A 21,652-nucleotide genomic window follows, 5' to 3' on the forward strand; every position below is an offset into this window, starting at 1 on the left:
GTGATGACGACCGAGACCCGGACCGCCGCGGTGAACGAACCGATGCCGCTGGCGGACGTCGACCTCGCCGACCTGGACAACTTCACCGACGGGATCACCCCGTGGCGCATGTTCCACACCCTGCGCCACGAGGATCCGGTGCACTGGCAGCCCGAGGAGGCCCCCAACTCCGGCTTCTGGGCGGTGACCCGCCACGCCGACATCGCCCGCGTCGACCGCGACGCCGAGACGTTCACCTCGACGAAGTTCGTGAACCTGGAAGAGGTCGACGAGGACCAGATCAAGAAGCGTGCGTCCATCCTGGAGCTGGACGGCGTCCGCCATCGCGCCCTGCGCAGCCTCCTCCAGCGCCAGTTCGGCGCGAGCGTCATCACCAGCTACACCGACTTCCTGCGCGGGCTGACCGCCACCACCCTGGACGCGGCGCTGGCCAAGGGCACCTTCGACTTCGTCAAGGAGGTCTCGGCCGACTTCCCCATCAACGTCCTCGCCCGCCTCCTCGACGTCCCGCCGGAGGACAACCAGCAGCTCATCGACTGGGGCAACCGCATCATCGGCAACACCGACCCCGACTACGCCGACGTCCTGCTCGACAGCACGGAAAGCGAGCAGTACCGCGACCTGCCCTTCCGCTCGCCGGCCTCGCTCGAGGTCTTCGAGTACGGCCGCGAGCTGGCCCGGCAGCGACGCGGCGGCGACGGCACGGACCTGGTGTCGAAGCTCGTGAACACCACCCCGAAGGACGGTGTGCCGCTCTCTTCCCAGGATTTCGACAACTACTTCCTGCTCCTCGTCGTGGCCGGCAACGAAACGACCCGGCACACCATCACTCACTCCATGCTGGCCCTCCTCCAGCACCCCGACCAGCTGGCCCGACTCCAGGACGACCCTTCTCTCATCCCCGTCGCGGTCGAGGAGTTCCTCCGCTGGGCTTCGCCTCTCTACCATTTCCGCCGCACCGCGACCCGTGACGTCGAACTGGGCGGCAAGCTGATCAAGGAGGGCGACAAGGTCGTCATGTGGTACGCCTCCGGCAACCGCGACGAAGAAGCCTTCGGCAACCCCTACGACTTCGACGTCACCCGCGCCGACAACGACCACGTCACCTTCGGCAAGGGAAGCCCCCACCTGTGCCTGGGCAACCTGCTCGCCCGCACCGAGATCCGCATCATGTTCGAGGAACTCATCCCCAGGATCGCCGCCATCCGCCTGACCGGCGACGTCCCCCGCGTACGGTCCAACTTCGTCAACGGCATCAAGAAGCTCCCCGTCGAAGTCACCCTCGCCTGACTGTCAACACACCTCCCGCTGACCACTTTCCGCTCTGCCGACAGTGATCCGCTGGGCCCACGGCATCATCGCCGAACTGTGCTGGGCCATGGCCCAGTGCGCCGACGATGTGATCCTCACCGGAACTCCGGCGAGATCGGAAACGCCCGCCAGTTCGAAGTGTTCCTCGCGCGCGCAACGTTCGGGGGTGCCGGTGTGGTTGGGCCTGTGGGTGCAAGCCCAACCACACCGGCGGCGGATCGGCGGGTTCGCTATTGCGCTCTTGGTGGGAGCGACAGAAGTGAACGACGGTTTCCGATCATGCCACGGGGCCGGTTTCGCGGGGCAGCAGGACGCGTGTCCCGGGTAGCAGGGTAATGGTTTCGGGCGCCACCACGGGGTCCTTGCGGGCGATCGACAGTCCGATCTGGACGCGGTCGCCGGGTTCGAGTTGCAGGTGGATGGGGAAGATCTCGATGTCCACCGTTGTCGCTTCGCCGGGCACGAGTGGCGTCGCCGTTTCGTGGGTGTGCCATGGCCAGGCGATCTCGCCGTCGCCGGTGAGCAGGCTGCGGTCGATGTCGACTTCCCGCTGGGAGGCACGAAGCCGGCCTTCGGTGACCTGGTGCACGGTGCCGTCGCCGCGGACCAGGCTCAGCCGGGCGTGCAGGTCGAGATCGGTGGCGGACTCGGTTTGCAGTTCGACCCGGAGCGCCACCGGCCCGCGGTAGCGGGTCGTTTCGGCGACGGGGTCGCTTTGCGCGGTCCACATTTCGCCCCACAGCCGCATTCCCGAGTCCGTGTACATGTCGTGGTGGATCGGGAGATGAGACGGGTGGGCCGGTGGCACCACCTGGGGGGAGGTGACCACCGGGACCGGGGCCGGGGTGCTGATCGGGTTCCAGCTCTGCCACTGCAGCTTTTCCGTGGCCGGCCAGTCCGGGTAGGAGACCCATTCGTCGGTGCCGACCAGTTGCAGAACGACGTTGTCGCCTTCGGTGGGGTCATCGCCCTCATCGAGCAGCCAGTAGGCGAGCCAGCGCCTGATTTGTTCGGCTTCGGGTGCGGGGGATACTTCCTCGTGGCACCCGTTGCCGATGAACAGCCGCTTGGGCACGGACAGCCGGTCGAAGGCGTGGATCGTGGCTCGCAGGAAGTAGTCGTACCAGCCGCCGGTGACGAGGGCGGGGACCTCGATGTCGCCGAGGACGTTTTCACCGGAGCGGTTCCGGAAGCGGTCGCTGTCGTAGAGGTCGGCGCTCGTTTTGGTGAAGAAGTCGGTGAGGATGTTGTTCCTGGCATCGGCGCGGTGCTGGTGCAGGTTCGCGACGAACGCGCCCCAGTTGGTGTGCGAGGGCATGCCCCCTCGATGCCATAGATCGCGGTAGGAGTCGACCGGCGCGATCTGGGGGGTGATGCACCGCAGGCCACGGGGCTTACGGGCGGCGATCAGGTATTGGATGCCGCCGGGGTAGGAGGCGCCGAGCAGTGCGGTGCGGCGGGTGTTGAAGGGCTGCTCGGCGATCCATTCCAGAGCTTGGGCCGCGGCGGTGATCTCGGTGGGTGAGTAGGGTCCGTCCCAGACGCCGCCGGAGGCACCCGTGCCGAGAGTGTCGACGACGATCAGATCGCAGCCGATGTCGTGGGCGAGGGGGGCCGTCACGAAGTACCCGAACGGCGACTCCTTGCGGTAGGGAGTGAACGTGACCACCGCCGGCGCGGGATGCTGGGCGGCAGGATAGCGCAGTGCCGACAGGGTCACCCCGTCTCCGACGGGGATCTCCAGCGGTTCAGGGGTCGGCTGGGCTGACATGGGCGGGGTTCCCTTCAAGAAGCGAAATCGGGGCAAGCAGACCGGCAGGACCTCGTCAGAACAGCCAGGGCATCTCGTCGTGGCCGAAGTCGTGGAAGTCGCCGAAGCGGCCGGAGTAGAAGACCAAGCCGGTTCCTTCTCTCCGAGACGATCTTCACCGGGCACACCACCCAACATGGCGGCGATGGAGAGAGGACGGTCCTCGTCTCCGGTCGCTTCGGCTTCGATGCCACCGCCGCCGAGCCGCTGTTCTCGGCCCTGCCGCCACTGCTGCGGCTCGACCTGGACAACGCCGCCGGGCGAGCGTTGCGCGCGACCTTCGACCTGCTCGAAACCGAGACCTCCACCGGCGGATTCGGCGCCGCGCTGGTCGCCGGCCGGCTGACTGACGTCCTGTTCGTGCAGGCCATGCGGGCCTGCTGCGCCTCCGTCGGCGGCGGGGCCGTCAACTGGCTCGCCGCGCTCCGCGACCCGCAGCTCTCAGCCGCCATGGGCGCCATGCACGGGGACATGACCCGGCGCTGGACCATCGCCGAACTCGCCCGCGTCGCCGGCATGTCGCGCTCCGCCTTCGCCGCTGCCTTCCGCGCCAAGTCCGGCGACACTCCCTTGGGCTACCTCACCTCATGGCGTCTCTACCGGGCCAAGATCCTGTTGCGTGACACGCCGCTGAGCGTCCAGGAGATCGCTGTCCGTGTGGGCTACGACACCGGCACCGCCCTCAGCCGTGTCTTCGCCCGCCACGAAGGCATCAGCCCCGGCGCCCGGCGGAGAAACCGCCGGGACAGCCGCTGATCATCACGGGCAAAATCCGGTCAGGAATGCCCGTGAAGTCCACTGAGGGCGAAGAACTCCTGGCGGGATCGGGCGTCCTCGCGCAGCGCACCCAGCAGCGTGGAGGTGATGGTGCTGGACCCGGCTGCCTGTACGCCGCGCAGGGTCATGCAGCTGTGCTCGGCCTCGATCACCACGCCGACGCCCTTGGGCTGCAGCCGGTCGGTGAGCCAGTCGGCGATCTGCTTGGTCAGCCGCTCCTGAACCTGGGGCCGGCACGCGAAGTGTTCCACGATCCGGGCCAGTTTCGAGAGCCCGAGAATCCGTTCCCCCGGCAGGTATCCGACGTGCGCGACCCCGACGAAGGGCAACAGGTGGTGTTCGCAGACCGACCGCATCGGGATGGACCGCGCCAGGACGAGTTCGTCGTAGCCCTCGTCGTTGGGGAAGGTGGTCAGGTCGAACGGGCGCGGGGTGAAGAACTCCGCGTAGGCGCGGGCCATGCGGTCCGGAGTGCTGCGCAGGCTCTCGGAGTCCAGCGGGATGCCCAGCGCGCGCAGGAAGTCGGCGGCCCCGCGCCGTGCCGCGGCCAGATCGATGTCGTCGGTGGGTTCGTGCACCGCCGAGAGGGCGGAACGAGCGGTTGCCATGGTGACCTCTATCCGGTGAGAAGTGGCAGGGCACGAACCCTCCCGGCTGTGATGGGTGGCAGCGCTGCGGTGCCACCCATCAGCAATTGCGGTGAACGTTGTCGGCGTGTGGTCAGGCGTGTCCGACCAGCCAGGTGACCGACTTCTGCTCCAGGTACTCGGTCATGGCGAAGGCGCCGCCTTCACGTCCGATTCCGCTGTGCTTGTAACCGCCGAACGGTGCGTCCGGGTTGGGGGTGAAGGAGTTGTTGATGTTGACGGTGCCACTGCGGATCTGCTTCGCGACGCGCCAGGCGCGGTTCACGTCACCGGTGAAGACCGAGGCGTTGAGGCCGTAGGGGCTGTCGTTGGCGATCCGGACGGCGCCGGCTTCGTCGGTGAAGGGGATGACCGCATTCACCGGACCGAAGATCTCCTTCCGAGCCACCGACATGGTGTTGTCGACGTCCACCAGCAGTGTGGGTTCGAGGAAGTACCCGTCCGGCAGATGATCCGGCCGACCTCCTCCGTAGGCGATCCGGGCTCCCTCCGCCACCCCGGTCTTGATCATGGCCTCGATGCGATCCCGTTCTTTTTCGCGGATCACGGGGCCCATGCCGGTGGCGGGGTCGGTGGGGTCACCGATGTTCACCGCGGGCAGCATCGCCACCGCCTTCGCCACGACCTCGTCGTAAACGGATTTCTCGACGAGGGTCCGGGTCGTCAGCAGGCAGCCCTGGCCACAGCTGAACACCGTGTTGCCCACGATCTCCAGCGCGGCGCGATCGAGGTCGGCGTCGGCGAACACCACGTTGGCCGACTTGCCGCCCAGCTCCAGCACTACTTTCTTGAGGTCGTCGGCGGCTTGGGCGAGGATCTTGCGTCCTACGGCGTCCGAGCCGGTGAAGCTGATGATGTCCACGGCCGGATTGGTCGTCATCTCCACACTGACGTCCGTGTCGCCGCTGATGATGTTGACCACGCCGGGAGGAAAGCCGGCCTCTTCGACGATCTCACCCAGCGCCAACACCTCCAGCGGGGTGTAGGGGGATGGCTTCAGCACGACGGTGCACCCGGACGCCAGAGCCGGGATGAGCTTGGCGGCACTCAAGGCGATCGGCGCGTTGAACGGTGTGATGAGCGAGGCCACGCCGACCGGCTCGCGCGTGATCACCCCTTGAGTGATCTGCGGCAGGCCGGTCATCGACTGACCGAACATGGGGTTCACCGGATCCATGAAGGGAAAGCGCGGCAAGATCCGATCGGCGTAGTCGAGCGCCATCTCGATGGACACCCGAAGGTGCATCCCGTCGGCTTGGGCGGCCACGACGCCCGCCTCCGCGACGGTCAACTCCACCAGCTCCGCACGGTGGCGTTCCATCGCATCGGCGAAGCCGCGGAGGAACCCGGCGCGCTCCTTCGGGCTCATGCCGGGCCAAGGCCCCTCGTCGAATGCACGCCGGGCCGCATCGACCGCGCCGGCCGCATCCTGTGCCGTGGCCAGTGGCGCGCTGCCGATGACCGTCCCCGTCGCCGGGTTCAGCACCGGCATTCCCGCGTCACTGCGCGGATCAACCCATCTTCCCCCGATGAACAGCTTCTCACGGGTGAACGTCATTGTTCCTCCTGCTCGGTTTTCCGGTCGTGATCACGCGTCCGTCAGCAGATGACGCTGCGGATGACCTCGCCCGCCTCCATCGCGCGGAAGGCGTCGTTGACCTCGTCGAGGCGGATCCGCCGGGAGACCGCGGACCCGATGTCGAGCTGTCCGCTCTCGGCCAGCGCGACGAGGTCGCCGAAGTTCCGGCGGATCTGGGCCGATCCGTAGAACGAGCCGACGAGGCGCTTCTCCTGGAGGAACAGAGGCACGGCCGGCAGGGTGATCGTGGCGTCGGCCGCGGTCATGCCGACGACGACCGTGGTTCCCCGGGGGCGGGTCGCGTCGTAGGCCTGCATGATCACGTTCGGGTTGCCGATGACCTCGAAGGCGTAGTCGACACCGCGCCCGCCGGTTGCCTCGCGGATCTGCTCCACCGGATCGGCGCTGCCCGGGTCGACGAGGTCCGTGGCGCCGACCTGCCGGGCGTGCTCGCGTTTCATCGGGACCGGATCGACGGCGAAAATGCGTGCCGCGCCCGCGATCCGGGCGCCCTGCATCACGAACTGGCCGACGCCGCCGCAGCCGAACACCGCCACGGTCGCCCCCGGCTCGACCCGGGCGGTCCACAGCGCGGCGCCCACGCCGGTGGTCACGCCGCAGCCGATGAGCGCGAGCTGCTCGCTCGGCAGATCGGTGCGCACCGGGACGACGGCGTGCTCGTGCACGATCATCTCCTCGGCGAACGTGCCCAGCCCCGACATGCCCGCCGGGCGCGACCCGTCGGACCGGGTGACGTGGCCGGCCCCATTGCCCCCGTAGGTCTCGCAGTGGTTGGACTCGCCGCGTACGCAGTACCAGCACTCACCGCACTCGGGGACGAACGAGGCGATGACCCGATCGCCGGCCTTGACCCGCCGCACGTCGGTTCCGACGGCGGTGACGACCCCCGCGCCCTCGTGGCCGAGGATCATCGGCGGTGCCCCCGCCGGACCGGCCGCCTCCGCGGTCGCCCGGAGAACCGACAGGTCGCTCCGGCACACTCCGCTGGCCTCGACGGCCACCCGGACGTCCTGCGGGCCGAGCTTGTCCAGGGTGACTTCCTCGATGACGAGCTTGGGTTCCGGAGGGGCGAACACCGCTGCCTTCATGACCTGCTCCCGTTGCCGTTGACGCGCGTGCCCTTCGGTACGTGCACCGCTTTCTTCTCGATGAACTGGGCGAAACCTTCGGGGCCGTTCTCCCGGCCGACGCCGGAGGCCTTGAAGCCGCCGAAGGGTGCACAGCTCTCCATCCCGAAGGCGTTGACCCCGTAGTTCCCGGCCCTGATCCGCGCGGCGATCTCCATGCCGTGGGCGAAATCGGCGGTCCACACCGTTCCGGAGAGTCCGTAGGGTGTGTCGTTCGCGATCGTGACCGCGTCGTTCTCGGTGTCGTAGGGGATGACCGAGACGACGGGCCCGAAGATCTCCTCCTGGGCCACCTGCATCCGGTTGTCGACGTCGCGCAGCACGGTCGGCTCCACGTACCAGCCGCGGGACAGCCCCTGGGGCCGGCCGCCGCCCAGGACCGCCTGCGCGCCCTCGGAGAGGCCGCTCGCGATGTAGCGCTCCACCCTGTCCCGGTGCTGCCGGCTGATCAGCGGGCCGAAGGCGGTTTTCGGATCGTGCGGATCGCCGACCGGCATCGCGGCGATGGCACCGCTGAGCGCGTCGACCACCTCGTCGTAGCGGCTGCGCGGAGCGAGCACCCGGCTCTGCAGGACGCACGCCTCGCCGTTGTTCAGGCACGCGGCACCCGCCAGGCCCGGTATCACCGCGGGCAGATCGGCGTCCTCGAGCACGATCGCCGCGGACTTGCCGCCGAGTTCGAGGCTGTAGCGCCGCAGGTCACGAGCGCAGATCTCGGCGACGCGGGTGCCCGTGGCGGTGCTGCCCGTGAAGCTGACCTTGTCGATCCCCGGGTGCGCGACCAGTGCCTCGCTCACCTCGCGCTCCGCGGGCAGGATGTTGACCACCCCTGGCGGGAGCCCGATCTCCGCCAGCACCTCGCCCAGGACGAACGCGTGCAACGGTGTCTGGGGATCGACCTTCAACACGACCGTGCAGCCCGCCGCCAGCGCGGGCGCCAGCTTCATGAACGCGATGGCCAGCGGTGAGTTCCACGGCAGGATCGCCGCCACCACGCCGACCGGCTCGCTGCGGACGACGACATCGGCGTAGTTGCCCTCGCGGAGCTCGGCGAAGTCGTAGCTCTCGAGGAAATCGGCGTAGTAGGTGAGGAGGCCGATGGACGAGCCGGCCGTGCTCGCCATCGTGGGCAGGCCGGCCTCGTCGGTGATGACGGTGCTGAGCCGGTCGCCGTGGGCGCGAAGACCGTCGGCCAGCCGTCGCAGGTGCTGTGCCCGGTCGGCCGGGGACAGCCGGGGCCACGGACCGGTGTCGAACGCGGCACGCGCTGCCGCGACCGCCCGGTCGAGGTCCGCGCGGGACGCGCTCGGCGCCGTTCCGACGGATTCCTCGGTGCTCGGGGAAATGACGTCCAGGGTCTGAGTCGAGTCCGGGGTGACCCAGTCACCACCGATGTACAGCTTCTGAAAAGTACGCAAGAGAATGTCTCCCGATGGGTGCGCCGGCGGGCCGGTAGGGGTGCCGGCTCGCCGGCGTGCTCGATCAGTCGGTGGGGACGTCGATGTTGTAGACCCTGGCGGCGTTGCCGCTGAGCAGCTTGACCCGGTCCTCCCAGGGCACGTCGTTCTCTCCCAGCACCTTGGCGATCCCGTTGAGCGGCTGCGGGTAGAGGCAGGTGGGGTGCGGGAAGTCGGTCTCGAACATGCAGTTGTCGATCCCGATGCGACTGATGTCGTTCAGGAAGTTGTTCTGCGACTCGAACCAGAAGCAGGCGTGGATGTTGCGGCGGAAGTAGTCCGACGGCTTCATCGACAGGTGGTCGACGTTGTTTTCGACGGCCTGGTAGTCGAGGGCGTCGAGGATGAACGGGATCCACCCGACTCCGCTTTCGACCGAGACGATCTTCAGCCGGGGATGGCGGTCGAGCAGGCCGGAGTAGATGATGTTGGAGATGACCCGGGCGTTGCCGATGTAGAGCATCGTCGAGCCCAGCGCGATCTGCGTGTCCCAGTCCAAGGACGGCCAGGGGCCGTCGCCGGCATAGCTGCTCTGGGAGACGCTCGCCCCGATGTGGAAGTTGACGGACAGGTCGAAGCTTTCGCAGGCATCCCAGAACGGCCGGTAGTACGGCGCCGAGAGGTCGGGGTGGCCCTGGTTCTGCGGGTCGGCGTTGGTGTTGATGCCGTGCAGCCCCAGGGCGTGGATGCGCTCGATCTCCTTGACGGCGACGTCGATGTCCCACCAGGGGGCGATCCCGAGGCCCATGATCCGGCCGCCCGACTGCTCCTGCATTTCGGCCATGGCGTCGTTCCAGATCTGCAGAACCGTCAGCCGCAGCTCCGGGTCCTGGATCCGGGCCATGGACTGGCCGCCGAACCCGACCGCGTTGGGGTAGAGGATCTGGCCCCAGATGCCGACTTCGTCCATGAGCGTGAGGCGGGGCTCCACCAGGCTCGCGGCCGGCGAGACTTCGGTGAGCGGCCAGTGGACGAAGTCCGCGCCCCTGACCTTCTGGTTGGACTTGTTGACGACGCTGGCACCGCCCGCGAAGCCGAGGGGAATGTCCTCTCCGACCATCCAGACGGGGGAGGAGTCGGAGTCTTCGGTGTTCTTCGGCCGGAACACGCCCAGCTTGGCGAGCTCGGAGTTCTTGAGGTGGACGACCCGTGGGACGAGGTCCTTGAACTTGGCCGGTGCCCGGGAGGTCCACAGGTCACCCGGCTCGGTCAGGTGGGTGTCGACATCGATGATCTTGATGCCCTTGATCGATTCCAGCAGGGGGTGGTCCCGGTCCAGCGGGAGTTCGGTGTTGATGTCGTCGGTGACGGTCATGGCTGTGCCTTTCTCGGGCGATCGGTGGGAGTGCGTCGGGACGGCTGCGTCCGGTGTCAGATCACCCCTTTTCGGGAGAGGTCCTCGATCTCGTCCGGGGAGAGTCCGAGCAGTTCGCCGTAGACCTGGGCGTTGTCCTGGCCGTAGTCGGGTCCGCTGCGATCGAGCAGGCCGCCGATGTAGGTGGGGGTTTCGCTGAACCGGACGGGGACCTCCTTCACCGGCCAGCGGCCCAGCTCGGCCTGCTCGACCTCCACCAGCCAGTTCAGGTGGGCGAGCTGGGGATCGGTCTCGTAGCGGTCCTGGGCGGTCTGGCAGACCCCGGCCGGTACCCGTGCGGCCTGGAGTTCTTCCATGAGCTGGAACGGTTCCCACTTCGCCGTGGCCGTCGCGAGCAGTGCGTCGAGATGGTCCTGGTGGGCCAGCCGGTCCGCCACCGTGATCAGCTTCGGGTCGGCGGCCCACTCGGGCACCCGGAGCACCCGGGTCAGGGCGAGCCACTGCTCCTGGTCGAACGCCGCGATCGCGATCCACCGGTCGTCGCCCGCGGCCGGGTACACGCCGTGCGGGGCCGCCGGCAGGTAGGGCGACTGGTTGCCGTAGCGGGACCAGGAACGGCCGTTGACCGAGTGGTCGAGCACGGCGGTGCCGGTCAGGTAGAGGCCGCACTCGACCTGCGAGGAGTCGATCCAGCAGCCCTCGCCGGTGGTGCGCTTGCGGTGGAGGGCGGCGATCATCGCGGTCGCCATCTGGTAGGCGCCGAACCAGTCGAGGTAGGAGTAGCCGATGCCGGCCGGTGCGTAGGGCTCAGGCAGCCCGGACATGTCCGAGATCCCGGACATGGCCTGGGCGGTGGGCCCGAACGCGCGCAGCCGCTGGTAGCGCCCGTGCTGGCCCATGCCGGACTGCTGCACGTAGATGATCGCGGGGTTGAGCTTGCGAAGCTCTTCGTAGCCCAGCCCCATCCGCTCCATGGTCCCGGGCGAGAAGCCTTCGACGACCATGTCGGCGTCCTTGATCAGCTCCTTCAGCAGTTCGCGGGCACGCGGGTCCTTCAGGTTGAGGCTGATGCCCCGCTTGCCCGCGTTGATCTCCATGAAGGCGCCACTGCGGTTCACGCTGGTCGTCGGGGACGGCGCGATCGGCGCCTGCGCCCGGTCGCGCTCCGCCCGGCCGCCGTCGGGCAGCATGCCGAGGCCCAGCCGCATCCCGTCCAGGCGGGACCGGTGCTCGACCTTGATCACCTCGGCCCCGTGGGCGGCCAGGAACCGGCCGGCGCCCGCACTGGCGAGGAACCAGCTGAGGTCGATGACCCGGACGCCGGCCAGCGCGAAGGGTTTTCCGTGCTTGCTGAGCACCGGCTCGGGCGCGGTTCCCGCCGGCTTGCCGGTCGTTGCGGGGGAGACGGTGTCGAGGCCGGCGAGCACCTCGGCGGTGTGCTCGTCGAGCAGCGGCGCCCGGGGGCCGTCGCGCCACGGTAGGCCGGGGCTGTACCACTTCGCGCCGATCTCGGTGACGGTCCTGCCGATCTCGGGGTGTTCGACGTCGATGAAGGCGCCGCGGTCCCGCCAGTGCTCGTCGGCGGCGTTCTCCTCGGGCCGGCGGACGGGCGCCCAGGGCATCCCGGCGGCCTGGCCCTCCTGCCACAGGTCCTTGCCGAAGGTGAAGCCGGCGACGAACCGGTCGACGGCCGCGTTGATGTGGAGCGTCGTCTCCGTCCTGGCGGCCACGGCGGGGTCGTCGTACTTCTCGTCGAGGAGGTCACCCTCCATCCCGTGGGAAGCGAGCACGCGTCCGATCGCGGCCGCGCCGGAGCCGAAACCGGGCAGGTAGGTCCGGTAGGGCAGGACCCAGCGGCCGTCCTTCGTCCGCGAGATGCCCGGAGTCGTCGCGGCCGCGCCGGTGCCGGACTCCTCCCGCTGGCCGAAGGAGTGCCGGCAGGTCAGGCGCCGGTGCGGTGTCCGGTTGTAGATCCAGTCCGGCAGATCGGTCTCGGTGTTCTTCGAGACGGCCTCGTGCACGGCTGACGACAGCGCCTGCCCCACGCCGGTCTCGAGCCGGTAGCAGAGCGCCACCATGATCTGCGCGGCCATGATCTCCCCGGTGATGTGGTACGAGTGCCACATCTGGGGCGCCACGGGCGGGGTGTCGTAGGTGCCGGTGGGGTCGGGGTCGTACCCGCAGTTCATGACCACGCCGCCCAGGGCCAGGTGGATCAGGTCACTGCCCACGTAGTCGGCCCAGGGGCCGGCGTCGCCGAACGGGCTGATGCGCGCGTACACCAAGCCGGGGTGCGTGCGGCGCAATTTCTCGTAGCCGAGACCCCGGTCGCGGAGGTAGTCGCGGTGCCGGGTGTCGAGCAGGACGTCGGCGATGCGCACGAGCCGGGAGAACTGCTCACGTCCCTCGGGGCTTTCCAGGTCGAGGACCATCGCGCGCTTGCCGAAGTTGTAATGCCAGAAGTGCAGGCTGCGGTTGGGGTCGGGCCGGTCGTCGGCGAACGGCCCGATCCGGCGGGTCCGTTCGCCGCCGAGCGGCTCCACCTTGATCACGTCCGCGCCGAGGCCGGCGAGGACCTTCCCGCAGTACTCGCCGAGCTCGTCGGCGATCTCCACCACCCGGACGCCGGTCAGGAAGCTGCCGGTCTCGAAATCTCGTTCGGTCACCGTTGTCATCCCTCTTGTGGTTCGGCGCTGTGTTGATCGGCGCTGTGGGGTTCGGGGCGCCAGAAGGCCGCGAGGGTCAGCACGCCCGCGACGGCTCCGACGCCGGCCGTGATGGCGAGACCGGCCCAACCGTCGACGTGGGGGTCGAGGCGGTGGTCGACGGACCAGGTGCCGGCTCCCAGCGCACCGAGTGCGCAGGAGGCGACGATGATCATGAGGACGTACTCGTAGCCCTCACCCGGCCGGAAGATGAAGAAGCCGTTGCGGAGGTGGTTGGTCACCAGCGCGACGAGCATCGTGCCGACCACGGCGGCGGCCGCCAGCGGCGTGAGTAGACCGAGCACGAGCAGCAGGCCGGCGCCGAGTTCGGTGGCGGTGGCGACGAGGGCGTTGAGGCGGCCGGGGCGGACGTGGATGGACTCGAACCAGCCCGCCGTGCCCGCGATGCCCCCGCCGCCGAACGCGTGGTTCCAGCCGTGCGCGATCATCGTTCCGCCCACGGACAGACGCAGCAGCAACGCGGCGATGTCCGTGCCCACCGCGGCGCTCACCGGAGCCCTTCCCGTGCCGCTGGGCGGCGGAACTGCGGCACTGTCCAGCCCACCTGCTCCTCGAAGCAGACCTCCAGCGGCTCACCGATCGTCAGCGTCGCCGGATCTGCCCCGACGACGTTCGAGACCATCCGGACGCCTTCGTCCAGGTCGACGACCGCGATGACCGCGGGGCCGTCGAAGCCGGGCGCGGGAGGGTGGTGCAGGACCGTGTAGCTGTAGAGCGTGCCGCGGCCGCTGACGTCGCTGACCTCCCAGTCGAGCGAGTGGCACTCCGGGCAGGCGGGACCGGGCGGGTGGCGCAGCGCGCGGCACGCGGAGCAACGCTGAACCGCCAGCCGGCCTTCGACGGCGGCGTCCCAGAAGAACCGGGTGTCGGGGTTCGTCGCCGGGCGCGGGCGACCGGATGTGGAAGCCATGGTTGGCTCCTGCTCGTGGGTCATGCCGTCCGTCCCAGGACGACTCCGCTGGTGGGGGCGTGGGAGCCGCCGGTGACGACGGCGTGGGCCGCGCCGGCGACCTGGTTCACGGCGGTGCCGCGCAGCTGGCGCACCGCTTCGACGAGTCCGTTGAAGCCGTGGATGTACCCCTCGGACAGCTGGCCGCCGTTGGTGTTGGTGGGGATCACCCCGCCGAGCTCGGTGTCGCCGTCCCGGACCAGCCCGGGGGCCTCGCCGCGGCCGCAGAACCCGAGTGCCTCCAGCTGCATCAGCACCGCCGGGCTGAAGTGGTCGTAGAGGATGGCGACGTCCATGTCGCCCGGCCCCAGTCCGGACTGGGCCCACAGCTGGTCGCCCATCACCTCGGTCTCGGCCGCGACGGCGAGGTCGTCCCGGTACAGCGGGGCCACTCCGTACTGGCGTGGGCCGATTCCCATCGCCGCTCCGAGCACGGCGACGGGTGGCTGGCGCAGGTCCTTCGCGCGGTCCGGGGCGGTGAGGACCAGGGCGACCCCGCCGTCGCTCTCCTGACAGCAGTCGAAGAGCCGCAGCGGGTCCGCGATCATCCGCGACGCCTGGTGGTCGTCGAGGGTGAGTGGCCGGTCGTGGAAGAAGGCCTGCGGGTTCTTGTTCGCGTAGGCGCGCTGAACGACGGCCTGGCGGCCGAAGTCTTCCGAGGTCGCGCCGTATTCGTGCATGTAGCGGCGGAAGCTCGGCGCGAAGAACGCCGCAGGGGTCACCATGCCGAAGGGAGCGGCCCACGACATGGTGACCGCAGCGGTGGTGGCCCCTCTGTCGCCGGTGTAGTGCGACGGCTGCCCGAACCGTCCTTGCGAGCGCTCGTTCATCGCCCGGTAGCAGAGGACGGTCCGCGCCCGGCCGGTGGCGATCGCCATCGACGCCAGCGCGAGGGTACCCGGTCCGCCACCGCCGCCCCCGGAGGTGCGCGCGAAGAACGTCAGCGCGTCGAGTCCGAGGTAGTGGGCGACGGCCGGCTCGTCGTTGCCGTCCATCGTCATGGTGACGAGCCCGTCGACGTCCGAGGGGTCGAGGCCGGCGTCGGCGAGGGCGAAGGTACAGGCCTCGAGCGCGAGCCGTAGCTCGCTTCGGCCGGAGGCTTTCGAGAACTCCGTGGATCCGGCGCCGACGATCGCCGCCGATGGAGAGTGGCTCATGAACGGCTCCTACTTCCTCGTAGGGCGTTGGCTGACCTCGCTGAGTGCGCTGACCAGTACAGATTATAGAAACGACGCGATGGCCTTTCCTAACTCCTTCCAGAGAAACACGGGCCGGGCGCGCTTGTCAACGGAGCGTCCCGGGCGCTTGACGTGAGGGCCGAGTTGGTCTCTACTGGGGGAAAGGACATGAGGTCGTTTCCTAATTGCGAGGTCGAAGTCATGACTGTGTCGAGTCAGGGGAAGTCACCTGGCCGTCCGCTGGATGCCCAGCGTGAGACCGCACTGCTGGACGCGGCGCTGGAGCTGTTGTCCGAGGTGGGCTACGAGCGGCTGAGCCTGACCGAGGTGTGCCGCAGGGCCAAGGCCAGCACGAAGACGGTGTACCGGCGCTGGGCCAACAAGGACGAGCTGATGACGGCGGCGCTGCGCCGGGCGGTCCTGCGAGCGGTGGACGAGCCGTTCGAGGTGACGGCCACCGGGACGCTGCGGGGTGATCTGCTGGAGAACTTGCGGGCCTCCGCCGGGCGACAGCGGCAGTTCTCGCCGCAGTACACGGCCGGGCTGCTGGTCGCCGCGTCCAGCGGCAGCGAAGCCGGCCGGATGGCCAAGGACCTGTTCCGCACGCACTACACCCGGGTGACCGAGACGGTCCTGGAGTGGGCCCGGCAGCGGGGAGACATCGGCGAGGACGTGGACGCGGCGTTCGTGGGGGACCTCATCCGGGGCATGGAGCTCAACCAGGTCCTGGTCGGCGACGGGCAGCTGGACGACGCGTTCCTGGAGTCCTTGGTGGACCGCGTGCTGATCCCGGTGCTCACGGCGGGCCGGGAGAGTGCTTGATGAAGGTCAGCGTTGATCTGAACCGCTGCGCGGGTTACGGGCAGTGCGTGTTCGCCGCACCCGACGCCTTCACCCTGCACGGTGCCGAAGCACTGACCTACGTGCCGAACCCGCCCGACGAGATGCGCGAACAGCTGCTGCGCGCCCAGGTGGCCTGCCCCGTCCAGGCCATCACCCTCGGGGTCGAGGACGCGGAGGCAACGGCGGCGAGCAGCCCGCGCCAGGACCCGCACGTGGTGGTGGTCGGGGCGTCGCTGGCCGGGGTGAAGACCGCGGAGTCGCTGCGCGAGGCGGGGTTCGCCGGACGGCTGACGATCATCGGAGACGAGCCGCACCGACCGTACGACCGGCCACCGCTGACCAAGGCTTGCGTGAGCGAGAAGCTGCCCCCGGACCGCCTGGAGCTGCCGGTCACCCAGAACCTGGACGCCGACTTCCGCCTCGGGGTGGCAGCCGTCGGCCTGGACACCGGCCGCCGGCTGGTGCACCTCGCGGACGGCAGCAGCATCGGTTACGACACCGTCGTGATCGCCACGGGTACCCGGGCCCGCCCCTTCCCCGGAGGCGCCACCGACGGCATCACCGGCATCCTCACCGTCCGCACCCGCGACGACGCCGCCGAACTGCAGCGCCGCCTGGCTCTGCAGCCTCGCCGGGTGGCCGTGATCGGCGCCGGCTTCCTCGGCGGCGAGCTGGCCTCCGGCTGCCGCGAACTCGGCCTGGACGTCACCCTCGTCGAGGCCCAGCGCACTCCGTTGCAGGGGCCGTTGGGCGGCACGGTCGGTTCCGTTGTCGCCGATCTGGCCCGTGCCAAAGGCGTCGACCTGCGCCTGGCCACCACGGTCGAGGGCTTCGACGCCGACGAGACCGGCGCGCTGCGGCAGATCCGCCTGTCCGACGGCACCACCGTCGAAGCGGATCTCGCCGTCGTCGCCCTGGGCGCCCAGCGCAACGTCGAATGGCTCGACGGCTCCGGCGTACTCGCCGACGGCGGCGGAGTGCGGTGCGACGACTACTGCCGCGCCGTCGACGAGCAGGGCGAGGTCGTGCCGGACGTGTACGTGGCAGGCGACGTCGCCGCCGCTCCCCACCCCGTCCTGCCCCACCGCCGGCTGTCGGTGGAGCACTGGAGCAATGCCCTCACCCAGGCCGAAACAGTCGCCCGCAACATCACCCGCCGGGAGGACCACGACCCGGTTCCCCACACCGGCCTGCCGGCGTTCTGGTCCAGCCAGTTCGGCGTGAACATCAAGGGCGTCGGCTACCCCGGCATCGCCGACCAGGTCGAGGTCGTCCAGGGTGCGCTCGGCGATGGCTCCTTCAGCGTGCTGTACGGGCGCGGGAACCGCACCGTCGCCGCGGTCACCTTCGACAACGGGCGTCATCTGCCCTGCTACGAGTCCCTTGTCCGCGAAATCGCGCCGTTCCCGGCCGGGTTCGCCGCCTGCGACGACAACACCTCCCACGCGGTCCATCCGGTCGGCCGCTGAGCAGCTCATCGCCCCACCCACCGGAAGTGAGGAACGGTCTCATGACATCCACCGTGTTCAAGCAGGTCCTCCACCCCGACAGCCGCGTGCACCCCTGGGACCTGTACGCCGAGCTGCGCAAGGAAGCGGTCTCCGTGCAGGACGACGGGACCCATGTCGTCAGCCGGTACGAGGACGTGAAAGCGCTGCTGAGCGACCCGCGCATTTCCTCGGACGTCGGCAAGGCGGCACCGGGCACCCGGCTCACCGCGAACGTTCCGGCGCCCGGAACGGCCCCGACGTTCATCGTCCGCGACAACCCCGAGCACGACCGGTTGCGCGGCATGACCATGCGCCACTTCGGCCCGCCCGCCCGCCCCGGCGGCGTGGAGGAGTACCGGCCGATGGTGGAGCGGCTGGTCCGCGAGCGCCTCGACAACCTGATCGGACGGACCGAGTTCGACCTGGTCGAGGAGTTCTCCCACCCCATCCCCGTCCGCGTGATCTGCCACATCATGGGCATCCCGATCGAGGAGGGGGCCACCGTCCTCAGCCCCCTCCTCGGCACCGTCGAAGCGGAGTTCCTGGTCGACCCGTTCGATCCCGAACCGGTCGCGGTCTGGAAACGCAACCACGCAAAGGCGGTCGACTACCTGAGCGCCCACGTCGAGCGACTCCGTGAGAACCCCGGAGACGACATGCTGTCCCGGATGATCCACGACGACCTCCCCGGCGCCCCGATGAACATCTCCGAACTGCTCGGCACCGCACTCATGATCTTCGGTGCCGGCCACGAGACCACCGTCAACCTCATCACGAGCAGCATGCTCCTGCTGCTGCGTCACCCGGACCAGCTGGCCCGGCTGAAGGCCGACCCCTCGCTCGCGTACGGCGCGGTCGAGGAGACCCTCCGGATGGAGCCGCCCGCGCACATGCGGCCCCGGGCCGCCACCGCCGACATCCGGGTCGGTGACCACGTGATTCCCCAGGGTGCTTCGGTCGTCCTGAACCTCGCCGCGGCGAACCGGGACCCGCGGCGCTTCACCGATCCGGACACCTTCGACATCACACGCCCCGACAACACCGCTCACCTCAGCTTCGCCGGTGGCACCCACTTCTGCTTCGGTGCCCCGCTCGGCCGGATGGAAGGCCAGATCGCGGTCCGGGAACTGAGCCGGCGCCTCGTCAATCCGCGTCTGGTCCAGGATCCGCCGCCCTACCGCGACTCGCCGGACCTGCGCGGCCCGTCGGCCCTGCGGCTCACGGTGGACGAGGTCCTGCCCGCCTGACCGCCGAAGGCGCACCCACAGATCGATCAATCAGAGAGAACGAAACACGTGACGAAGGAGATCGAACTCCCCGCGGGACAATCCGTGGGGCGCGCGATGGCGATTCTGGGGCTGGCGGCGATGGCCTACTCGCTGGCGCAGACCTCCATCGCACCGGCACTGGGCGACATGGCCGTCTCGCTGCACGCCGGCAGACAGGACGTGGCGTGGACGTTCACCGCCTACCTGGTGTCGGCCGCGGTCCTGACGCCGGTGGCCGGGCGGCTCGGCGACATGTTCGGCAAGCGGCGGCTGCTCGTGATCGCGCTGGTGCTGTTCGCGGCGGGCGGCACGATAGCGGCTCTGGCGGGCAACCTGGCTCTGGTCGTGGCCGGGCGAGTCGTGATGGGCGCGGGCGGCGGCATCTTCCCGCTGTGCTTCGGCATCGTCCGCGACACCTTTCCCGAACGGCGACGGGCCGGAGCCGTGGGCCTGGTGTCCGCCATCGCCGGCATCGGCGGCGGTATCGGCCTGCTGATGGGCGGCCTGCTGGTCGACCACGCCTCGTACCGCTGGATCTTCTGGGCCGGTACGGCGATGGCGCTCCTCGCGGCCGTCGCGGCGCAGACGCTGCTGCCGGAGTCCGCGAACCGCGCCCCCGGCCGGGTCGACCTGCGGGGCACCCTGCTGCTGGCCGTGGGCATCACCGCCCCGCTGATCGGCGTCAGTCAGGCCACTCTGTGGGGTTGGACCAGCGGCCGGACCCTCGGGCTGATCACGTTCGGCGTGGCGGTCCTGGCGTTGTTCGTGCTGGTGGAGCGCCGCACGGCCGAGCCGTTGGTCGACATGGCCGTCCTCCGGCGGCGGCCGGTGCTCATGACCAACCTGGTGACCTTGCTGGTCGGCTTCGGCTTGTTCGGCGTCTTCCTGCTGGTGCCCCCACTCGTGCAGACACCCCGGTCGTCCGGTTACGGCTTCGGTGCCGACGCGACCCGCGCGGGACTGCTCATGCTTCCGGGCTCCGTGACGATGCTGTTCGCAGGACCGCTCTCCGGCAAGCTGAGCAGCCGCTTCGGGAGCAAGGTGCCCCTGGCCCTCGGCGGCGCGATCAGTTCCGCCGGTCTGTTCGCCCTGGCCGCGGACCACCGCTCCCAGGGCGCGGTGCTCGGCTTCACCACGCTCGCGTTCGCCGGGATCGGCCTGAGCTTCGCTGCCTTGCCCAACCTGATCGTCGACTCCGTGGAGGCCACCAAGACGGGAGAAGCGACCGGCGTGAACGCACTGGTGCGTTCGGTCGGCTCCTCGCTCGGGAGCCAGGTTATCGCGGGAATCCTGGCCGGCAGCGCGACCGCCGCCGGCCTGCTGCCCACCGACCACGCCTACACGGTCTCCTTCGTGGTCGCCGCCGCCGGCACGCTCGCTGCCACCGCCGCGACGCTGCTCATCCCGCGCACCAGGGGCAGTCACCGTGAGCCGGGCTTGGCGGACGCCCCCGCCCTCGCGGGCTGATGGTGACCTACAGACGAAAGGACAGCATGGATCTCTCCGGTGTGGGTGTGTGGAGTGCCGGGCTGGGCTACGGCGATGCAGCCGAGGCCGTCGACGCGGTCGCGGAGCTGGAGGAACTGGGATTCAGCGCGGTATGGGTCCCGGACCCGGGCGGGCCGGAGGTGTTCCACGCGGCCGACCGGCTGCTGGCCGCCAGCCGCCGGATGGTGGTCGCGACCGGCGTACTGAACCTGTGGGCGCACACACCGGCGGCGGCCGCGGCGGCGTACACCTCGTTGTCCGCCGCGCACGGGGACCGGTTTCTGCTGGGCGTCGGCGTGAGTCACGCCCACCGCGTCGACTCCGGTCGCTACCGCGGGCCGCTGGCCGCGATGACGGCGTTCCTCGACGGGCTGGACACGGCGGACGAGCCGGTGCCGTCCGAAGGCCGGGTCCTCGCCGCGCTCGGCCCGAAGATGCTGGAGGTGGCGGCGAAGCGGGCCCGGGGCGTGCACCCCTACCTCGTCACCCCCGAGCACACGCGGCGGGCCCGCGAGGCCGTGGGTGGGGGAGGGCTCGTACTCCCGGAACAGACGGTCGTCCTCGCCGCGGACGCGGACGACGCACGGGCGATCGCGGGCGACTGGCTGCGGTCGTATCTCGCCCAGCCGAACTACGCCAACAGCCTCCTGCGGCTGGGATTCACGGAAGAGGACGTGTCGACGATGAGCGACCGCCTGTTCGACGCCGTGATCGCCTGGGGAGACGAAGCAGCGGTGAAACGCCGCATCGACGAGCACCGGGCTGCCGGCGCCGACCATGTCGCCCTGCAAGTCCTCACCGCCGAGTCCGCCGCCTCGCCGACGGCTCTTTCCCGCACGCAGTGGCGGCGCCTCGCCACCGCCCTGATTTAGCACCTGCCGAACATCCAGAAGGACAGCCATGAACAGCAGCGTCATCGTCACCGGCGCGGCCAGCGGCATCGGGCGCGCCACCGCCCTCGGGTTCGCCCGCGAGGGAGCCAAGGTGCTGGCCGCCGATCTCAACGACGAGGGCCTCAAGACGGTCGTCGAGGAGATCCGGGCAGCGGGCGCGACCGCGGAGGCCGTCAGCGGTGACCTGAGCGACCCAGCTGTGATCGAACGCGTGGTCGGCGCCGCCGTGGCCGAATTCGGCGGCGTCGACGTGCTGGCCAACATCGCCGGCGTCATCGATTCGCAGTCCGCCGCCGCCGATGTGACCGACGCGGAGTGGGAGCGGATCATCCGGATCAACCTGACCGCACCGTTCATGCTCGCCCGGGCCGTGGTGCCGCACATGCTCGCCAAGGGCAAGGGCGCGATCGTCAACACCGGTTCCACGGCAAGCCTGCGCGGGAGCGCGTCCGGCACCGCCTACACGGTGTCCAAGCACGGCGTGATCGGGCTCACCCACTCCCTCGCGGTCATGTACGGCGGCTCCGGGATCCGCACCAACGCCATCGCACCGGGCCCCACCATGACGAACATCGTCGCCGGCTACCGCGGCGACGAGGAGGGGCACGGCCCCAAGGTCCTCGCCGGGTACCGGCAGAACCTCCCCCGCTTCTCCGAAGCGGACGAACCGGCCGCGGCCATCGTCTTCCTGGCTTCGGACGCGGCCGGCAGCATCAACGGTGTGGTCCTGCCCGTGGATAACGGCATCGCAGCCGCCTAGCACCAGGAGCAGC

The 21,652-nt window shown here is 69.6% G+C and carries 18 protein-coding genes; 8 read left to right on the plus strand and 10 right to left on the minus strand.

What is annotated here, in order from left to right; all coding sequences use genetic code 11:
- Nucleotides 1-3: 3 nt before the first annotated feature.
- A complete protein-coding gene (locus ABJI51_RS04250) occupies nt 4-1,290 on the plus strand; it encodes a cytochrome P450 (RefSeq protein WP_348947592.1) in 1,287 nt (428 codons plus the stop codon).
- Between the two features lie 298 nt (nt 1,291-1,588).
- On the opposite strand, the gene ABJI51_RS04255 is transcribed toward ABJI51_RS04250, so the two are convergent.
- Complete coding sequence (locus tag ABJI51_RS04255) at nt 1,589-3,100, minus strand: CocE/NonD family hydrolase (RefSeq protein ID WP_348947593.1); 1,512 nt, start codon at nt 3,098-3,100, stop codon at nt 1,589-1,591.
- Between the two features lie 132 nt (nt 3,101-3,232).
- On the opposite strand from ABJI51_RS04255, the gene ABJI51_RS04260 reads away from it, so the two are divergent.
- On the plus strand, nt 3,233-3,877 hold the full coding sequence (locus ABJI51_RS04260; protein ID WP_348947674.1) for an AraC family transcriptional regulator: 645 nt from the start codon (nt 3,233-3,235) through the stop codon (nt 3,875-3,877).
- Between the two features lie 20 nt (nt 3,878-3,897).
- Here the strand turns inward: ABJI51_RS04260 and folE are convergent, their stop codons facing one another.
- The 9 genes from folE to ABJI51_RS04305 form a co-directional block, all read right to left on the minus strand.
- Nucleotides 3,898-4,506, minus strand: a complete 609-nt coding sequence (gene folE / locus ABJI51_RS04265) for a GTP cyclohydrolase I FolE (protein WP_348947594.1) — start codon at nt 4,504-4,506, stop codon at nt 3,898-3,900.
- A gap of 112 nt (nt 4,507-4,618) precedes the next feature.
- Nucleotides 4,619-6,103, minus strand: coding sequence for an aldehyde dehydrogenase family protein (locus tag ABJI51_RS04270; RefSeq protein ID WP_348947595.1), 1,485 nt, complete (start codon nt 6,101-6,103; stop codon nt 4,619-4,621).
- Nucleotides 6,104-6,144: 41 nt separating this feature from the next.
- Nucleotides 6,145-7,233, minus strand: coding sequence for a Zn-dependent alcohol dehydrogenase (locus ABJI51_RS04275; protein WP_348947596.1), 1,089 nt, complete (start codon nt 7,231-7,233; stop codon nt 6,145-6,147).
- Nucleotides 7,230-8,690 (minus strand): aldehyde dehydrogenase, encoded by a 1,461-nt coding sequence (locus ABJI51_RS04280; RefSeq protein ID WP_348947597.1) that lies wholly within the window; start codon nt 8,688-8,690, stop codon nt 7,230-7,232. The genes ABJI51_RS04275 and ABJI51_RS04280 overlap by 4 nt, the downstream gene beginning before the upstream one ends.
- Before the next feature lie 64 nt (nt 8,691-8,754).
- Nucleotides 8,755-10,044 (minus strand): amidohydrolase family protein, encoded by a 1,290-nt coding sequence (locus ABJI51_RS04285; RefSeq protein WP_348947598.1) that lies wholly within the window; start codon nt 10,042-10,044, stop codon nt 8,755-8,757.
- Between the two features lie 56 nt (nt 10,045-10,100).
- Nucleotides 10,101-12,710 carry a CaiB/BaiF CoA transferase family protein gene (locus tag ABJI51_RS04290; RefSeq protein ID WP_348947599.1) on the minus strand — a complete coding sequence of 870 codons (2,610 nt, stop codon included), beginning with the start codon at nt 12,708-12,710 and terminating at the stop codon, nt 10,101-10,103.
- 5 nt (nt 12,711-12,715) lie between these two features.
- Nucleotides 12,716-13,261, minus strand: a complete 546-nt coding sequence (locus ABJI51_RS04295; protein ID WP_348947600.1) for a DoxX family protein — start codon at nt 13,259-13,261, stop codon at nt 12,716-12,718.
- A complete protein-coding gene (locus ABJI51_RS04300; RefSeq protein ID WP_348947601.1) occupies nt 13,258-13,680 on the minus strand; it encodes a Zn-ribbon domain-containing OB-fold protein in 423 nt (140 codons plus the stop codon). The genes ABJI51_RS04295 and ABJI51_RS04300 overlap by 4 nt, the downstream gene beginning before the upstream one ends.
- A gap of 20 nt (nt 13,681-13,700) precedes the next feature.
- Nucleotides 13,701-14,876 carry a thiolase C-terminal domain-containing protein gene (locus ABJI51_RS04305; protein WP_348947602.1) on the minus strand — a complete coding sequence of 392 codons (1,176 nt, stop codon included), beginning with the start codon at nt 14,874-14,876 and terminating at the stop codon, nt 13,701-13,703.
- Nucleotides 14,877-15,098: 222 nt separating this feature from the next.
- Here ABJI51_RS04305 and ABJI51_RS04310 point away from each other — a divergent pair, with 222 nt between their 5' ends.
- The 6 genes from ABJI51_RS04310 to ABJI51_RS04335 all read left to right on the plus strand — a co-directional run bounded on the left by ABJI51_RS04310 (nt 15,099) and on the right by ABJI51_RS04335 (nt 21,639).
- On the plus strand, nt 15,099-15,719 hold the full coding sequence (locus tag ABJI51_RS04310; RefSeq protein WP_348947603.1) for a TetR/AcrR family transcriptional regulator: 621 nt from the start codon (nt 15,099-15,101) through the stop codon (nt 15,717-15,719).
- Nucleotides 15,719-17,209 (plus strand): FAD-dependent oxidoreductase, encoded by a 1,491-nt coding sequence (locus ABJI51_RS04315; RefSeq protein WP_348947604.1) that lies wholly within the window; start codon nt 15,719-15,721, stop codon nt 17,207-17,209. The genes ABJI51_RS04310 and ABJI51_RS04315 overlap by 1 nt, the downstream gene beginning before the upstream one ends.
- A gap of 41 nt (nt 17,210-17,250) precedes the next feature.
- Nucleotides 17,251-18,477: a cytochrome P450 gene (locus ABJI51_RS04320; RefSeq protein WP_348947605.1), complete on the plus strand. Its 1,227-nt coding sequence runs from the start codon at nt 17,251-17,253 to the stop codon at nt 18,475-18,477.
- A gap of 96 nt (nt 18,478-18,573) precedes the next feature.
- A complete protein-coding gene (locus ABJI51_RS04325; protein WP_348947606.1) occupies nt 18,574-19,965 on the plus strand; it encodes an MFS transporter in 1,392 nt (463 codons plus the stop codon).
- Nucleotides 19,966-19,991: 26 nt separating this feature from the next.
- Nucleotides 19,992-20,858 carry a TIGR03620 family F420-dependent LLM class oxidoreductase gene (locus tag ABJI51_RS04330; RefSeq protein WP_348947607.1) on the plus strand — a complete coding sequence of 289 codons (867 nt, stop codon included), beginning with the start codon at nt 19,992-19,994 and terminating at the stop codon, nt 20,856-20,858.
- Nucleotides 20,859-20,886: 28 nt separating this feature from the next.
- Nucleotides 20,887-21,639, plus strand: coding sequence for an SDR family NAD(P)-dependent oxidoreductase (locus ABJI51_RS04335; protein WP_348947608.1), 753 nt, complete (start codon nt 20,887-20,889; stop codon nt 21,637-21,639).
- Nucleotides 21,640-21,652 lie beyond the last annotated feature (13 nt).

Source organism: Amycolatopsis melonis (assembly GCF_040064235.1).
Lineage (GTDB): Bacteria > Actinomycetota > Actinomycetes > Mycobacteriales > Pseudonocardiaceae > Amycolatopsis > Amycolatopsis melonis.

What these genes read in the sequence shown, in the direction of transcription:
- folE (WP_348947594.1), bottom strand. Translation starts at nt 4,506, where the DNA reads ATGGCAACCGCTCGTTCCGCCCTCTCGGCGGTGCACGAACCCACCGAC.
- ABJI51_RS04315 (WP_348947604.1), top strand. Translation starts at nt 15,719, where the DNA reads ATGAAGGTCAGCGTTGATCTGAACCGCTGCGCGGGTTACGGGCAGTGC.
- ABJI51_RS04325 (WP_348947606.1), top strand. Translation starts at nt 18,574, where the DNA reads ATGGCGATTCTGGGGCTGGCGGCGATGGCCTACTCGCTGGCGCAGACC.
- ABJI51_RS04330 (WP_348947607.1), top strand. Translation starts at nt 19,992, where the DNA reads ATGGATCTCTCCGGTGTGGGTGTGTGGAGTGCCGGGCTGGGCTACGGC.
- ABJI51_RS04320 (WP_348947605.1), top strand. Translation starts at nt 17,251, where the DNA reads ATGACATCCACCGTGTTCAAGCAGGTCCTCCACCCCGACAGCCGCGTG.
- ABJI51_RS04250 (WP_348947592.1), top strand. Translation starts at nt 4, where the DNA reads ATGACGACCGAGACCCGGACCGCCGCGGTGAACGAACCGATGCCGCTG.
- ABJI51_RS04270 (WP_348947595.1), bottom strand. Translation starts at nt 6,103, where the DNA reads ATGACGTTCACCCGTGAGAAGCTGTTCATCGGGGGAAGATGGGTTGAT.
- ABJI51_RS04305 (WP_348947602.1), bottom strand. Translation starts at nt 14,876, where the DNA reads ATGAGCCACTCTCCATCGGCGGCGATCGTCGGCGCCGGATCCACGGAG.
- ABJI51_RS04275 (WP_348947596.1), bottom strand. Translation starts at nt 7,233, where the DNA reads ATGAAGGCAGCGGTGTTCGCCCCTCCGGAACCCAAGCTCGTCATCGAG.
- ABJI51_RS04310 (WP_348947603.1), top strand. Translation starts at nt 15,099, where the DNA reads ATGACTGTGTCGAGTCAGGGGAAGTCACCTGGCCGTCCGCTGGATGCC.
- ABJI51_RS04285 (WP_348947598.1), bottom strand. Translation starts at nt 10,044, where the DNA reads ATGACCGTCACCGACGACATCAACACCGAACTCCCGCTGGACCGGGAC.
- ABJI51_RS04335 (WP_348947608.1), top strand. Translation starts at nt 20,887, where the DNA reads ATGAACAGCAGCGTCATCGTCACCGGCGCGGCCAGCGGCATCGGGCGC.
- ABJI51_RS04300 (WP_348947601.1), bottom strand. Translation starts at nt 13,680, where the DNA reads ATGGCTTCCACATCCGGTCGCCCGCGCCCGGCGACGAACCCCGACACC.